The sequence below is a fragment of the Pseudoalteromonas sp. SG45-1 genome (assembly GCF_014164135.1).
Classification (GTDB): domain Bacteria; phylum Pseudomonadota; class Gammaproteobacteria; order Enterobacterales; family Alteromonadaceae; genus Pseudoalteromonas; species Pseudoalteromonas distincta.
This window is the reverse complement of record NZ_JACJEP010000011.1, coordinates 95,774-111,627: the sequence shown is the minus strand read 5'-3', so window position 1 is coordinate 111,627 and position 15,854 is coordinate 95,774. Positions and strand designations below refer to the sequence as shown.

General features: G+C 40.1%; 17 protein-coding genes. All 17 read left to right on the top strand.

Features of this window, described 5'->3' with window-relative positions; all coding sequences use genetic code 11:
* Position 1 precedes the first annotated feature (1 nt).
* Positions 2-1,336, top strand: coding sequence for a flagellar protein export ATPase FliI (fliI, locus tag H5117_RS11430; RefSeq protein ID WP_002959338.1), 1,335 nt, complete (start codon positions 2-4; stop codon positions 1,334-1,336).
* On the top strand, positions 1,336-1,782 hold the full coding sequence (gene fliJ, locus H5117_RS11425) for a flagellar export protein FliJ (protein WP_002959337.1): 447 nt from the start codon (positions 1,336-1,338) through the stop codon (positions 1,780-1,782). Before fliI ends, fliJ begins: the two co-directional genes overlap by 1 nt.
* Positions 1,783-1,871: 89 nt before the next feature.
* Complete coding sequence (locus H5117_RS11420) at positions 1,872-3,893, top strand: flagellar hook-length control protein FliK (RefSeq protein ID WP_182737882.1); 2,022 nt, start codon at positions 1,872-1,874, stop codon at positions 3,891-3,893.
* Positions 3,894-3,950: 57 nt separating this feature from the next.
* Positions 3,951-4,481, top strand: a complete 531-nt coding sequence (gene fliL, locus H5117_RS11415; RefSeq protein ID WP_002959335.1) for a flagellar basal body-associated protein FliL — start codon at positions 3,951-3,953, stop codon at positions 4,479-4,481.
* Between the two features lie 9 nt (positions 4,482-4,490).
* On the top strand, positions 4,491-5,582 hold the full coding sequence (fliM, locus tag H5117_RS11410) for a flagellar motor switch protein FliM (protein ID WP_002959334.1): 1,092 nt from the start codon (positions 4,491-4,493) through the stop codon (positions 5,580-5,582).
* Positions 5,583-5,602: 20 nt separating this feature from the next.
* Positions 5,603-6,001: a flagellar motor switch protein FliN gene (fliN, locus tag H5117_RS11405; RefSeq protein ID WP_002959332.1), complete on the top strand. Its 399-nt coding sequence runs from the start codon at positions 5,603-5,605 to the stop codon at positions 5,999-6,001.
* Positions 5,998-6,381: a flagellar biosynthetic protein FliO gene (gene fliO, locus H5117_RS11400; protein WP_002959331.1), complete on the top strand. Its 384-nt coding sequence runs from the start codon at positions 5,998-6,000 to the stop codon at positions 6,379-6,381. The genes fliN and fliO overlap by 4 nt, the downstream gene beginning before the upstream one ends.
* A gap of 4 nt (positions 6,382-6,385) precedes the next feature.
* Complete coding sequence (gene fliP, locus H5117_RS11395; RefSeq protein ID WP_002959327.1) at positions 6,386-7,126, top strand: flagellar type III secretion system pore protein FliP; 741 nt, start codon at positions 6,386-6,388, stop codon at positions 7,124-7,126.
* 40 nt (positions 7,127-7,166) lie between these two features.
* Positions 7,167-7,436 (top strand): flagellar biosynthesis protein FliQ, encoded by a 270-nt coding sequence (gene fliQ, locus H5117_RS11390; protein WP_002959325.1) that lies wholly within the window; start codon positions 7,167-7,169, stop codon positions 7,434-7,436.
* Between the two features lie 2 nt (positions 7,437-7,438).
* Positions 7,439-8,218, top strand: coding sequence for a flagellar biosynthetic protein FliR (fliR, locus tag H5117_RS11385; protein ID WP_002959323.1), 780 nt, complete (start codon positions 7,439-7,441; stop codon positions 8,216-8,218).
* Positions 8,219-8,227: 9 nt separating this feature from the next.
* Positions 8,228-9,358 (top strand): flagellar biosynthesis protein FlhB, encoded by a 1,131-nt coding sequence (gene flhB, locus H5117_RS11380; RefSeq protein ID WP_182737879.1) that lies wholly within the window; start codon positions 8,228-8,230, stop codon positions 9,356-9,358.
* A 72-nt stretch (positions 9,359-9,430) separates the two neighbouring features.
* On the top strand, positions 9,431-11,542 hold the full coding sequence (flhA, locus tag H5117_RS11375) for a flagellar biosynthesis protein FlhA (RefSeq protein WP_039484610.1): 2,112 nt from the start codon (positions 9,431-9,433) through the stop codon (positions 11,540-11,542).
* Between the two features lie 21 nt (positions 11,543-11,563).
* Positions 11,564-13,045 carry a flagellar biosynthesis protein FlhF gene (gene flhF, locus H5117_RS11370; RefSeq protein ID WP_182692825.1) on the top strand — a complete coding sequence of 494 codons (1,482 nt, stop codon included), beginning with the start codon at positions 11,564-11,566 and terminating at the stop codon, positions 13,043-13,045.
* Positions 13,038-13,898 (top strand): MinD/ParA family protein, encoded by an 861-nt coding sequence (locus H5117_RS11365; protein ID WP_002959312.1) that lies wholly within the window; start codon positions 13,038-13,040, stop codon positions 13,896-13,898. Before flhF ends, H5117_RS11365 begins: the two co-directional genes overlap by 8 nt.
* A 26-nt stretch (positions 13,899-13,924) precedes the next feature.
* Complete coding sequence (locus H5117_RS11360) at positions 13,925-14,635, top strand: RNA polymerase sigma factor FliA (protein WP_002959310.1); 711 nt, start codon at positions 13,925-13,927, stop codon at positions 14,633-14,635.
* 40 nt (positions 14,636-14,675) lie between these two features.
* The gene (cheY, locus tag H5117_RS11355) at positions 14,676-15,059 is read left to right on the top strand and encodes a chemotaxis response regulator CheY (RefSeq protein WP_004588308.1); all 384 of its coding nucleotides are present in this window, start codon (positions 14,676-14,678) and stop codon (positions 15,057-15,059) included.
* Between the two features lie 17 nt (positions 15,060-15,076).
* Positions 15,077-15,850: a protein phosphatase CheZ gene (locus H5117_RS11350; protein WP_165742705.1), complete on the top strand. Its 774-nt coding sequence runs from the start codon at positions 15,077-15,079 to the stop codon at positions 15,848-15,850.
* Positions 15,851-15,854: the final 4 nt, after the last annotated feature.

The window sequence follows — 15,854 nt, the reverse complement described above, 5'->3', positions numbered from 1 at the left end:
TATGTCAACTCAACGTGCACCTTTAAGCGAACGCTTATCTCAATATCAACAACATATTAAAACCCCAGCGCCTGCTGTGGCAGGTATTTTAACGCGTGTTGTTGGCCTTACCCTTGAGGCTAGAGGTTTACGTGCTCCCGTTGGTAGCCAATGTAAAATAGAAACTATGAACGGCTTTGTAGACGCCGAAATAGTCGGTTTTAACGATCAAACTTTGTACTTAATGCCTAATGATCATATCTCTGGTGTACTTCCTGGTGCGCGTGTAATTCCTCAAGTTAATAACTTAGGTTTACCTGTAGGGATGAGTTTACTAGGGCGCGTGGTTGATGGCTTAGGGCGACCGCTAGATGGCCTTGGTAAAATTAATGCTGAGCATCATTTAAAGTTTGCACAAAATACTATAAACCCGCTTTCAAGAAGACCAATCACTAAGCCTATGGATGTAGGTGTGCGTGCTATTAACTCGGTTATTACAGTAGGGCAAGGCCAGCGCATGGGCTTGTTTGCAGGCTCTGGTGTGGGTAAATCAGTACTTCTCGGTATGATGACCCGAGGTAGCGAAGCCGATGTAATTGTTGTTGGCTTAGTGGGGGAGCGTGGTCGCGAAGTAAAAGAATTTATTGAAGAAATACTCGGTGTAGAGGGGCGCAAACGTTCAGTTGTTGTCGCAGCGCCCGCTGATTCATCACCGCTTATGCGTTTAAAAGGCTGTGAGAGCGCTGTAACTATTGCAGAGTATTTTAGAGATCAGGGTTTAAACGTATTATTGTTACTCGATTCGGTAACGCGTTATGCAATGGCGCAACGTGAAATTGCACTTGCTGTAGGCGAGCCGCCTGCGACAAAGGGTTATCCGCCTTCGGTGTTTGCTAAATTACCTGCGCTGGTGGAACGTGCTGGTAATGGCGGTGAAGGGCAAGGTTCAATTACCGCCTTTTTTACTGTGTTGAGTGAAGGCGATGATATGCAAGACCCTATTGCTGATGCAGCGCGAGCTATTTTAGATGGCCACATTGTATTATCGCGTGATTTAGCCGACAGCGGGCACTATCCCGCTATAGATATAGAAAAATCGATTTCGCGTGTTATGCCTCAAGTCGTTTCTGAACCACACATGCAACAAGCCCGTGTACTTAAGCAAGTTTATTCAATGTATCAACAAAACAAAGATATGATTACTTTAGGTGCTTATCAAAAAGGGACCGATCAAATGCTCGACCAAGCCATAAATATGATGCCAAGAGTAAATGCATTTTTACAACAAGGTATGCGAGATGTCATTAGTTACGATGATGGTCTGCAAGGTCTTGCTCAGTTACTAGGACAAGCATAATGGCTAAAAATAAACTCGATTTATTGCTCAAAATTGAAAATGATAAAGAAGAAAATTTGCGCATGAGTTACTTACAAGCCAATCAAAATTTGCAAGCAAATCAACAAAAGCTGCAAGGCTTAAATAACTTTAGACTTGAATATTCTCAACAGTTACACCTAAAAGGTAAGTCGGGTTTATCTAGTGCAGGGTTTGGTCAGTACCATGCTTTTATAGCTAAAATTGAAGAGGCAATTCGCCAACAAGCAAGTACAGTAAATACCGCTAAGCAAGTTGTTACTCAACGTAAAACGCTATGGCTTAAGCAGCAAATTAAAGCTAAAGCAGTTGCCAAATTAATCGAGAATCAAAAACTCAAAGCAAATGCATTAATGGCTAAAAACGAGCAAAAAATGTTAGATGAGTTTTCAGCTAATCAGTTTTTTCAACGTCGGAAAGCTTTGTAATTCAGGCACGTTAATTGCTTTGTTACTTAGTGGTATTTAACTTTTGGCGGTATGCGGTGGCATATTGCCGTAATGGTATTAGGTGATTTATGGCGATGAATAATATTTCGTTTTTAGTTTCTTCTGAAAAAGATTCACTGTTAGCTTTTAAAGACAATAGCTTAGCTAATGGCGAAGGAAATTTAGGCGAGGAATTTTTAAGCCAGCTAAACGAAGCGCATAACTCTATGGGGCCTTTGCTTAAGGGCAATAAAAATCCCGATGCCGAAAACTCGATTGCCATACCTAAGCATAAACAGCCAGAAGAAAATGAAAATCTGAGCGTAAAGCTAGATGAAATAACAACAGACGAAGTTACTTTTTTATCTGTTGAGATGCTTGATCAAATTAATTCAGCACAAGCAATGAGCACCTCGATTAATAAGCCGTTCGATGCAACTAAAAGTATAGAATCAGAAGATGCAGAGTTAGAAACCACCTCAGTAATTTTATCTGCTAATACAAGTGATGAAGTAACGACTGAAGAAGCGAATACAGCGAGTGTAGTGCAAAATCCAATTGCCACTAATGTAGACTCTAAAACGGTTAAATTAATTGATTCAAAAAGCGATAACTTAAGCTCACTACCTTTGAACTCTTTACCATTAAATGAAGGCAAGCATCGGAAAAGTGGTGTTGCTGAAGCTATTGAAGGGCCATTAAATTCTATAAATAAAAAGCCAGATGACAGCCCTGGCTCTACAGTAGAAAAACCTGAATTTGCATTAATGAGTTCTAAAGAGCAGCTAGGACAAAATAAGTCTGCTGATAAAAATAATACAGTTTTGCCAACACCCGCCGACAAAGCGAGCGTTACTCAGTCTCCTTTAGCCACAACTGAAGGTGATAATAATGCAGCAATAGATACGTTAATGACTAAAGATGCGAGCTTAATTAAAGCTAATAGCGTTATTGCTAGTTTAACGCCTGAGCAGCGCTCACAACTTAACGCGCAAGTTAAGGTATTAGAGAACGCTGATTCAACAAATAGCGCAACTAGTAACACTTCAAATCTTAAGCAAATGCTTGCACAATTTATTACTGATAACGAAAAAGCGCAAAGCACGGTAACAAAACACTCTTTTAGCGCAGAAATAAATTCACTTAATACAACTGAAAAACAAAGTTTATTAACGCAATTAAACGCATATATTAAAACAGAGCAGCCTAAAGGCGAGCAGTTGTCAGTGCTTAAGCAAACAGTTAATGAGTTAAAAGCTTCTATTGAAATTGGGCTTGCTGATACCGCTAAATCAGACTCAAAAACGTTTGTGGCCTCAGAGACTCCTAATACAGTATATGATCCACAAAAGTTAAGCTTAAAGGCATCTACAAACGAAGGCGCGGATATTAATAAAGCCGTAGCAACCTCAGCTAAGCGTGATGATTTATTAAAATCATTTGAAGAGTTACAAAAAGATGGGCTTAGAAAAATAACGGCAGAACAAACTCCTGGACGCGTAGCACAAGTATTTACGCAAATTACAGCCGCTTTAAATACTCAGCAAACGAGCACATTAAGCCAATACGACTCATTAAGTTACGAGCAGAGCTTACTTGATACCCAAATAATTCAAACTCAACAATTACAAAGTACATCACAAGTTAAGCAAGTAAGTATTGATCCAGGTGTAATGCAGGCAATTAATATTGTTAAAAGTGATGCAGCTAAATTACTGCAAGAGCGCGTTAGCTCAATGTTGAGCATTAATAATAAAGAAGCAGAAATTCGCCTCGATCCTCCAGAAATGGGCAGCATGCAAATACGTATTCGTAGCGATGCAGAACAAGCACATATAAACTTTGTTGTACAAAACCAGCAAGCCAAAGAAGCGCTTGAACAATCAATGCCGCGCTTACGTGAAATGTTAGCGCAACAAGGGCTAGAGCTTGGTGAAAGCACTATTTCTTATGGGCAATCAGGTGGTGAAACAGCTGAGCAAAGTGAGAGTGGAGCCCAAGGTAATTTGGCTAATAATAAGTCAGTTAATGATGAAAATGACGAGCAAGCAAATATCACTGCACAAAGTTCTCGACAACAAACTTCATCATCAATAGATTACTATGCCTAAGTACTGCTATTATAATAGTTAAAACAAGCAAGTACCTTTGCGATTAAAGGAATCATGATGGCTGAAGAAGCAAGTTTAGAAATCGAAGAAACCGGTAAAAGTAAAAAGAAACTAATAATAATCATAGTAGCTGTACTACTTATTGCAGGTGGTGCTGCGGGTTACTTTTTTATGTCAGGTTCGGATGCGCCAGTTGAAACCTTAGATGAAGAGACTGCGATGTCGACTGATGCTGCTCCTGCAGCTTCTGGTTCATCAGCAGAAGTTGGTAGTGCTTTATATGTTGCTATGCCACGCCCATTTGTATTTAACGTGCCTGGCTCAAGTCGCGATAGAATTGTACAAATTAAAGTACAATTATTAGTACGTGGCGAAGTAAATGAAGAAACAGCCAAAAAACATATTCCACTAATAGAAGGGACGCTATTAAGCGTGTTTTCTACTACAACAGCTGATGAATTAAGTACGAGCTCTGGTAAAGAAACACTTCGTTTTTCTGCACTTGAAAAGGTACAAAAAGCCTTAATGGATGTTGAAGGCAGTAAAGTAATTGAGCGGGTATTGTTTACCGGCTTTGTGATGCAATAAGGGGTTAGCGTGAGCGATTTATTATCCCAAGACGAAATTGATGCGCTATTACATGGCGTTGATGACGTTGAAGAGGAAGATATACACGAAGGTGAAGATGGCGGGGGAAGTACGCTTCAGTACGATTTTTCTTCGCAAGATCGGATCGTACGTGGTCGTATGCCGACGCTGGAAATTGTTAACGAACGCTTTGCTCGTCATATGCGAATTAGCCTATTTAATATGATGCGTCGCACCGCAGAGGTGTCTATTAACGGCGTGCAAATGATTAAGTTTGGCGAGTATATTCATACTTTATTTGTTCCAACCAGTTTAAATATGGTCCGTTTTAGGCCTTTAAAAGGCACTGGCCTGATTACCATGGAAGCACGACTTGTGTTTATTTTGGTAGATAACTTTTTTGGTGGTGACGGGCGTTATCATGCGAAAATAGAGGGCCGAGAATTTACCCCAACAGAGCGCCGGATTGTACAAATGCTCCTTAAAATAATCTTTGAAGATTATAAAGAAGCATGGGCACCTGTTATGGATGTATCGTTTGAATATCTCGATTCAGAAGTAAACCCAGCTATGGCGAATATTGTAAGTCCAACAGAGGTTGTGGTTATTAGCTCTTTTCATATTGAGCTTGATGGCGGTGGCGGCGATTTTCATATTGCACTTCCGTATTCGATGCTTGAGCCAATCCGAGAGCTTTTAGATGCGGGTGTTCAATCTGATACAGAGGATACCGACTTACGTTGGAGCAAAGCACTTCGCGATGAAATAATGGATGTTGAGGTTGATATGTCGACTCAGTTACTTGAAGTTGATTTGACCTTAAAGCAAATTATGGAATTAAAAGCAGGTGATATTATTCCGGTTGAAATGCCTGAGCATATAACCGTATTTGTTGAGGAACTCCCTACATTTAGAGCCAAGATGGGTCGCTCTCGCGATAATGTTGCGCTTCAAATTAGTGAAAAAATTAAACGACCTGATTCAGTTAAATCTGAGCTGCATGTATTTACCAAAGGCGGCAAGAAAATTGACTCAGATGCAGAATTAGCAGAACTAGAAGATGATTTACACCTCTCTGACGGTGTAGACTTAGACTGGTAATTGATTAAAAGGTTAAAAGTATGAGCGATGATCAAGACACAATGGATGAATGGGCAGCAGCATTAGCAGAAGCCGAAGGTCCAGATGATAGTGGCGAAGCACATGTTGCAGAGCTTGATGAGTTAAGTGATTCAAAACACGAAATGAGTGGTGATGAAAAACGAAAACTCGACACTATTTTAGATATTCCCGTTACTATCTCAATGGAAGTAGGGCGCTCTAAAATCAATATTCGTAACCTACTGCAACTTAATCAAGGCTCTGTTGTTGAGCTTGACCGTGTTGCGGGTGAGCCGCTAGACGTACTAGTTAATGGTACTTTAATCGCTCATGGTGAAGTAGTTGTAGTAAACGACAAATTTGGTATTCGCTTAACTGACGTGATAAGCCAAGTAGAGCGGATCAAAAAATTACGATGAGCTTATTAGTTGCTTTAACGACTACCGTTTTTTCAAAAGCAGATGTGGCAACACCCACTGGGGATATACTCTCTATGGTGCTGTCGCTTGTAATGGTGCTAGTACTGATTATTGTACTGGCATTTTTTGTTAAAAAGCTTAACCCTAATTTAGCAAATAGTGATGAGTTTAAAGTAGTTAGAAGTCTACCTTTAGGTTCTCGCGAGCGTTTAATGGTTGTTGAGATAGATAATGCTCAGCACTTACTTGGTGTAACTCCCCACAGTATTAATTATTTACACAAGTTAGAAACCCCATTAAGTGAAAAAGAACTGCCTGAACTCGCTAAACGATTTGGTAAACTTTTAAACCCGCAATCAAACCAAAATAAAAAGAATTAAACCTATGACAAAGTGGCTGCTTATTATTTTTGCCATGGTGTTTGTACCAAATGTAAGTGCAGAAGGAATTGATGCCCTTACTATTACAACAAACGCTGATGGCACACAAGATTACTCAGTAACGTTACAAGTTTTAGCAATTATGACGGCGCTGAGTTTTATACCGGCCGCCATAATTATGATGACCTCTTTTACACGAATTATTGTTGTACTCGCCATTTTGCGCCAAGCAATTGGCTTACAGCAAACACCGTCAAACCAAGTGTTATTAGGTATGTCACTTTTTTTAAGTATTTTTATAATGGCGCCTATTTATCAGCAGGTAAACGAGCGAGCTATAGAGCCATACTTAAATGAGCAGGTTACATCAGTAGAGGCTTTAGAGCTTGCTAAAGAGCCAATGAAAGCATTTATGCTTTCACAGGTGCGTTTAAAAGATTTAGAAACGTTTGCTAAAATTGCTGGTTACGATCAGCTAAATTCGCCACAAGATACGCCATTAATAGTGTTAATACCGGCCTTTGTAACCAGCGAACTGCAAACGGCATTTATAATTGGGTTTATGTTTTTTATCCCATTTTTAATTGTTGATTTAGTGGTCGCCTCGGTCTTAATGGCGATGGGTATGATGATGCTTTCTCCCATGATAGTGTCCTTACCGTTTAAAATTATGCTGTTTGTACTTGTTGATGGTTGGAGCTTAGTGATGGGGACTCTAGCTAAAAGCTTTGGTTTAGGGACTTAGTATGCAAAGCATTAACATGACCCAACAATAGGAGTACAACATGGAACCGGAAATTTTTGTTGATATTCTAAGTGACGCGCTGTTTTTAGTTATTAAATTGGTGTCTGCAATTGTAGTCCCAGGCTTAATTATTGGTTTAGTGGTTGCTGTATTTCAGGCGGCAACATCAATCAATGAGCAAACGTTGAGCTTTTTACCTCGTTTATTAATTACCATTAGTGCGCTTATTGTAGGTGGGCACTGGCTTACTCAAGAACTAATGGATTTTTTTACTCGCCTAGTATTACTTATTCCTGAAATTGCAGGTTAAACGTGGAATACCCCTTTGCTGTCGTTATTCAATGGTTGAGCGATTTTTTGCTGCCCCTGGTACGCATTAGCTCAATGATTATGATTATGGCTGGTTTAGGGGCTAAAAATGTCCCTACGCGTATAAAAATGGGGTTATCAGTTGTTGTAACTTTTCTTGTTGTTCCTGTTCTGCCGCCCGCTACATTCACTAATTTATTTTCGTTTGAGATGATTTTAGTCGTTATTCAACAAATGCTGATTGGTGTTGCTATTGGTTTTGCATCTATACTTTTATTAAATACTTTTGTGTTAGCAGGGCAAATACTTGCGATGCAAACCGGTTTAGGTTTTGCTTCGGTTATTGACCCCTCTAATGGCGCAAGCGTCCCAGCGGTTGGTCAGTTTTTCCTTATTTTGGCCACCTTGTTATTTTTTGCTTTTAACGGCCATTTAATGATGATTCAAATGGTGGTGCATAGCTTTCAAGTGCTACCCATTGATGGCACATGGTGGTCTGTAGATCATTACTGGGACATAGTGACTTGGGGCGGCTGGATGTTTACTACAGCACTGGTACTCTCACTTGCACCGCTTACCGCAATGCTCGTTATTAATATTTCTTTTGGTATTATGACGCGTGCGGCACCGCAATTAAATATCTTTGCAATTGGCTTTCCGTTCACACTTGTTGCAGGGCTTACGATTATTTGGGCAACGTTAGGTAACTTTACTCTTCAATTTGAGTTTCAGTGGTTAAAAATGGTTGAGCTAATGTGCACTTTAGTTGGTTGTTCACCGTAGGAGAGCCTAATGGCTGAAGATTCAGGACAAGAAAAAACAGAAGAACCCACGGGGAAAAAAGTAGACGAATCGAAAAAGAAAGGGCAGGTAGCGCGTTCTAAAGAGCTTGGCACTATGTTTGTACTTATTTTTTCCGCTATATCTTTGCTCTTATATGGTCCTGAGATTGGTAAAGGCCTATATAACATTATGGGGCGAATGCTGAGTCTTAACCGAAATGAAGCGTACGATACCACTAAAATGTTTGCTGTTTGGGCTAGCGTGTCTGATGTGCTTATTTTTCCTATGGCAATGTTTGTATTTATTATTTTATTTGCAGGTATTATAGGAAATACGCTATTGGGGGGATTTAATTTTAGTTGGCAAGCAGCAGCACCCAAAGCAAGTAAAATGTCACCGTTTAAAGGCTTTAAGCGTATGTTTGGCCCCCAAGCAGCGGTAGAGTTAACCAAAGCCATTTTAAAATTTTCTGTAGTTGCTGGCTTTGCTGTATTTCTAATTAACACTTTCTTTGATGAGATTTTACATTTAAGTATAGAGCCTGCACCAAATAACATTATTCATGCGTTAGAAATATTAGCATGGATGTTTCTAGCTCTCTCTTGTACGTTGGTTATTATTGCTGCAATAGATGCGCCTTATCAAAGTTATACTCACCATAAGCAACTTAAAATGACAATGCAAGAGGTTAAAGATGAGTATAAAAACTCTGAAGGTGATCCACAAATAAAAGCGCGTATTAGACAAACACAAAGGCAAATGTCACAAAGACGCATGATGCAAGATGTTCCTGACGCTGATGTTATTGTTACCAACCCAACTCACTACTCTGTAGCATTAAAATACGACACGGAGCGCGCAGGTGCGCCTATAGTGCTTGCTAAAGGCATTGATGAAATGGCGATGCAAATTCGAAAAGTAGCAATAGGGAATGAAGTACCTATATTAGAATCCCCCATGTTGACCCGAGCGCTTTATCATACGGCTGAAGTAGGAGAGCAAATACCCGATCAGCTATTTACCGCAGTAGCGCAAGTTTTAGCGTATGTATTTCAGCTTAAGCGCTTTAATAAAGGGCGCGGTAAACGTCCAACTAAGCTCAATAAAAAGCTGCCAATCCCCGATGCCTACAAGTATTAAACCGTTAACTGAGTAACTTGGAATAGTTATTGCAAATTCTACGTAGTGTCAATTTTTTGAAATTGTAGAATTATGAGTTTTAAAGCGGTATTACAACAACTTAACAGAGACAAAAAAGACTATGCCAAAGGGGTAGGTACACCTTTGCTTGTGCTTGCTGCCTTGGGAATGGTGATTTTACCACTACCGCCATTTTTACTCGATATCCTTTTCTCGTTTAATATTGCTCTCGCGTTAGTGGTTTTACTTGTAACTGTTTACACGATGAAGCCAGTTGAATTTGGTATTTTTCCCTCTGTATTACTAATCGCTACAATTATGCGCTTAGCACTTAACGTTGCCAGTACTCGAGTTGTGTTACTTGAAGGCCATAATGGTGGTGACTCTGCCGGTAAAGTAATTGAAGCGTTTGGCTCAGTTGTTATTGGTGGTAACTACGCTGTTGGTTTGGTTGTGTTTTTAATCCTGATCATTATTAACTTTGTAGTAATTACTAAAGGTGCTGGTCGTATTTCTGAGGTATCTGCGCGTTTCACCCTTGATGCAATGCCGGGTAAACAAATGGCAATTGACGCCGATTTGAACGCAGGCTTTATCAGCGCAGAACAAGCGCGTGACCGCCGCGAGGAAGTAACTCGCGAAGCTGATTTTTACGGCTCAATGGATGGTGCGAGTAAATTTGTAAAAGGTGATGCGATTGCAGGTATTGTTATACTAATCATCAATATTGTTGGTGGTTTATTTGTCGGTATGATCCAGCACAATTTGAGTTTTGGCAATGCAATGGAAGTATATACATTACTTACTATTGGCGATGGCTTAGTTGCTCAACTCCCTTCTTTACTGCTTTCAATTGGTACCGCGATTGTTGTAACACGCCAAAATGAGTCGCTCAATATGGGTGACCAATTTAAGAAGCAACTAGGCAACGAAAAGTCACTCTTTATTGCATCTGGTATTTTGATCATCATGGGCTTAGTGCCTGGTATGCCGCATATTGCTTTTTTAAGTTTAGGTGCGTTACTGGGTTACTTAGCTTACTACACACAGCAAAGTAAATTAAAAGCTGCTGCGGCAGAAGCTGAAGAGGCCGCTAATGGCGGAAGCGTTGCAACGGGTGTTGCTAATAAACAAGAACAAAAAGAACTAGGCTGGGATGACGTTCAGCAGGTTGATGTAATTGGCTTAGAAGTCGGTTATAGATTAATTCCGTTGGTAGATCAATCTCAAGGTGGTGAGCTACTTAATCGTATTAAAGGTGTACGTAAAAAGCTTTCTCAAGAGCTTGGCTTTTTAGTACCACCTGTGCACATTCGCGACAATTTAGAGCTTGACCCTAATGCTTACAGAATAACGCTAATGGGTGTTTCAACAGGTGAAAGCGAACTTAAACATGGCGACGAGCTGGCGATTAATCCAGGGCAAGTATTTGGCCCAATTAAAGGCGTTGAAACTAAAGACCCTGCGTTTGGCCTTGATGCAGTATGGATCAAACCAGATCAAAAAGATGAAGCTCAATCACTAGGTTACACCGTTGTAGATTCAGCCACGGTAGTTGCCACTCACATCAGCCAGTTATTAACTAACAGTGCGGCGTTACTACTAGGGCACGAAGAAGTTCAGAACCTGCTTGATATGCTTGCTAAAAGCCACCCTCGCTTAGTTGAAGGACTAGTACCTGATGTATTGCCATTAACTGCAATTGTAAAAGTACTGCAAAATTTATTGAATGAAGGCGTTGCTATTCGCGATATGCGCTCAATTGTTCAAACCCTAGTTGAGTATGGCCCGCGTAGCCAAGACCCTGATGTATTAACGGCTGCAGTGCGTATTTCTCTGCGTAGATTAATTGTTCAAGATGCGGTTGGTATGTCATCAGAAATCCCTGTCATAACCTTGGCACCTGAGTTGGAACAGATGTTGCATCAGTCATTACAAAATGCAGGCGATGAAGGTGCCGGTATTGAGCCAGGACTTGCAGAGCGACTTCAAGTGTCATTGACACAAGCTCATCAAAATCAAGAAATGGCCGGTGAACCTTCTATATTGCTAACGTCAGGAATGTTACGCACTGTGTTATCTCGTTTTGTTAAGTACACCATTCCAGGATTGAGAGTGATGTCTTATCAAGAGGTACCAGACGAAAGACAGATAAAAATTGTAAGCTCGGTAGGCCAACAATAAGATTTTAACAGGGGTTGAATCATGAAAATTAAACGTTTTTTTGCTAAAGATATGCGCACAGCACTTAAAGAAGTTAAAGATGAGTTAGGTGTTGATGCGGTTATTATGTCAAATAAAAAACTGGCTAACGGTGTAGAAATTGTAGCGGCAGTTGATTATGACAAAGCAGCCCCTAAAGTAGCAGCGCAACCACAACGCCCTGCAGAGCCGCGTACTCAGGCGCCACAACAAAGCATGCATAATTTTGTAAAACCAGAGCCACAGCGTGCCAAGCCTGAGCCTCAAGCAAAAGTTGCTGACAGCCTACAAGCATTATTAGAGCGTCAATCACCGCGTCCTCGTTCTCCTGAGCTTGCATCAATGTTTTCACAATCGGGTATTGATACTACTGATAACTATCAAGAACCAGATATGGGGCAGCGTACTAAAAATATGTTTGCTCCTGAAGCTGCTGCGCCAGTTCGTCCACAAACTCAAGCGGATAGCTTAGGTTTTGATGATTTAGACCGCGACTTTGATGATTTAGATAGCCCCGTAACCACTCGCCAACAAGCACCTAATAATGAAAGCGAAGAAATGACAACAATGCGTGAAGAAATGAACGCAATTCGTCAATTACTTGAGCACCAAGTATCAGGCTTGATGCAGCAAGATATGGCGCGTCGCGATCCAACACGCGCTTGTATGGTTGACCGTTTAGTCGGTATGGGTATCGATAAAGAAGTAGCACAGCAAATGGCATGTTTTGTACCTGATGATGTGTCTCGTAAGCAAGGTTGGAAAGCATTGTTAACTATGGTCGAAGATCAAATGCAAACAACCAATAATGAAATACTTCGCCAAGGTGGTGTATATGCGTTAGTGGGTCCAACAGGTGTGGGTAAAACAACGACTGTTGCTAAGCTTGCAGCTCTAGGCGCACAAAAATATGGTGCCGATAAAGTGGCGTTAATAACCACTGATACATACAGAATTGGTGCTTATGAACAACTTGCAACATATGGTCGTATTATTGGTTGTGGTGTTAAGCAAGTTAAAGATGCTAATGAATTAGCTGAAGTTTTATATCATTTACGAAATAAACGTCTAGTATTAATTGACACAGCAGGTATGAGCCAGCGAGATTTACGTTTAACTGAGCAATTAAACACGTTAATGCGTAACCAACGTGTAGATATTCGCAGCTACTTAGTACTTAGCGCGACAGCACAAATTAATGTATTGCAAGAAACTGTACGTCACTTTAAAAAAGTACAGTTAAGTGGCTGTATTTTCACTAAGTTAGACGAATCATTAAGTTTGGGTGAGATTATTAGTATTGCGATTCAAAATCGCCTTCCAATAGGGTATCTTACTAATGGTCAACGAGTACCAGAGGATATTCGTGTTGCAAATGCTGAGAAACTAGTTAAAAAGGCTGAGCAATTATATTTAAAAAGAACAAAAGAACAACATTCAAGGCACCAAGCAGTGGCGCCAAGCACAGTAGGGATGTATGATTAACACAGTATTAGATCAAGCAAGCGGCCTGCGCAAAATGAGTCAAAACAATAACAACGGCGTAAAAGTTATCGCTGTAACCGGTGGTAAAGGTGGAGTAGGGAAAACAAATGTTTCTCTAAATACAGCTATTGCACTTGGGCAGCAAGGTAATCGAGTATTAGTGCTAGATGCTGACTTGGGTTTAGCAAACTGTGATGTGATGCTTGGTTTACGTGTAGAGCGTAACTTGTCACATGTCTTGTCTGGTGAATGTGAGCTTGATGAAATTTTAGTTGAAGGCCCTGCAGGAATTAAAATTGTACCCGCTACATCGGGTTCGCAAAGTATGGTTGAATTATCACCATCTGAGCATGCTGGGCTAATTCGTGCGTTTAGCGAATTGAATACCGAATTTGATATTTTAATTGTAGATACAGCTGCTGGTATTTCAGACATGGTACTGAGCTTCTCGCGTGCAGCGCAAGATGTAATGGTTGTTGTATGCGATGAGCCGACATCAATCACCGACGCTTACGCACTTATTAAAGTATTAAGTCGTGAGCACGGCGTTTATAAATTTAAAATTGTTGCCAATATGGTGCGCAGTATGCGTGAAGGCACTGAATTGTTTGCAAAGCTATCTAAAGTTACCGACCGCTTTTTAGATGTATCAATGGAGCTAGTAGCAACGGTTCCTTATGATGAAAATATGCGCAAAGCAACACGTCGTCAAAAAGTAATAGTAGAGCTCTTTCCAAATTCGCCAGCCGCTCTTGCGTTTAAAACGCTGGCAACAAAAGCAGTTAAATGGCCAATACCCAACCAACCATCTGGGCATTTAGAGTTTTTCATTGAGAAACTAGTAAACGGTTAATTATGACAACACTGGTGAATAGAGCTATGGGATATCAATCAACACAAAATTTAAATGTGATTGTTGAGAAGCATGCATCACTTGTTAAAAAAGTGGCATGTCATCTAATTGCTCGATTACCACCTAGCGTTCAACTTGATGATTTAATACAATCAGGAATGATAGGCTTAATAGAAGCTTCGAAAAACTTTGATGCAACAAAAGGCGCAAGCTTTGAAACTTTTGCAGGTATTCGTATTCGCGGTGCTATGCTTGATGAAATGCGCCGTGGTGATTGGGCTCCTCGTTCAGTTCACCGTAAAAACAGGCAAGTTGCAGAAGCAATTACTGAGCTCGAAAGTAGTCTGAACCGCGAACCAACGGACATAGAAGTTGCTGAAAAACTTGAAATTTCGCTCAATGAGTACCATCATATTTTAAATGATGCGAATACGAGTAAAATATTAGGCATTGAAGACCTTGGTGTAGATGAGGATGTTATTACTCCTGTAGGCCAAGATTTAGCACAAGATAAACCTTTTAATAATGTTAAAAATGATAGGTTTAATGAGTCTTTGCTAAGTGCAATTAAGTCATTACCAGAGCGTGATGCAATGGTGCTTTCTTTGTACTACAACGATGAAATGAATTTAAAAGAAATAGGACATATACTCGATGTAAGTGAATCGCGTGTAAGTCAGATACATGGTCAGGCGATGATTAAGCTTAAAGCTAAAATCAATGACTGGATAAATTAGTAGTAAGTAAACAAAGGTTAATACCTCACTGGGGGATGTTTTGGATAAAAACATGAAAATTCTTGTAGTTGATGATTTTTCAACGATGAGACGCATTATAAAAAACCTGTTACGTGACTTAGGTTTCACTAACGTTCAAGAAGCTGATGATGGGTCTACAGCTTTGCCTATGTTGCAAAATCAAGTGTTTGATTTTGTAGTTACGGATTGGAATATGCCTGGAATGCAGGGTATTGATCTTTTAAGAGCAATACGTGCAGACGAGAAGTTAAAACATATCCCTGTATTAATGGTAACGGCAGAAGCTAAAAAAGAACAAATAATAGCTGCGGCGCAAGCTGGCGTAAATGGTTATATTGTTAAGCCATTTACGGCTGGAACATTAAAAACTAAATTAGAAAAAGTATTTGAACGCTTAGGCTAATGATGGGGGAGAGGCTTATGCCAGCACCAGCTGCGCCTCAAATAACGTTAGAACAAGCTCGTCAGCTCGTTGTTTTTTTAGAAAATGATGAGCAAGACAAAGCAAATCAGTTGATTTTAGAGGCTGCATCTAAAGAGCAGTCTGAATTATTTGCTGAAGTTGGAAAGTTGACTCGTCAACTGCACGAAGCCCTTAAAAGTTTTGAGCTTGATACTCGCTTAACTGATATAACGACAGATGCGATTCCAGATGCTAAAAAGCGGCTTAATTATGTTATAGAAATGACAGAAAATGCGGCTAATAAAACAATGGATGCAGTGGAGGCCAGTTTACCTATAGCTCAACAGTTAGCGGACGAAATATCTCATATCAAACCGACATGGGATCGTTTAATGAGCCGCGAGATTGAGCTTGGTGAGTTTAAGCAACTTTGCCATAGCATCGATAAGTTTATGAACAACTCTCATCATAAGACTGATGAGCTTCAAAACTTAATGACAAATGTATTAATGGCTCAAGACTATCAAGACTTAACAGGTCAAGTTATTCGCCGTGTTATTGAACTTGTTAGGGAAGTAGAAGAAAGTTTACTGCATCTTTTAACTGCGTTTGCTGAACAAGACGACAGTAACAGCACCGCGAATAAAGTAGAACAACAAAAAATAAAAGAACCAGTTGCCACACAAACTTTAGCAGGTCCTGAAGGCCCTATTATTGATAAAGAATCGCGTAATGATGTTGTATCTGATCAAGATGAAGTTGATGATCTTTTATCAAGTTTGGGCTTCTAAGAGG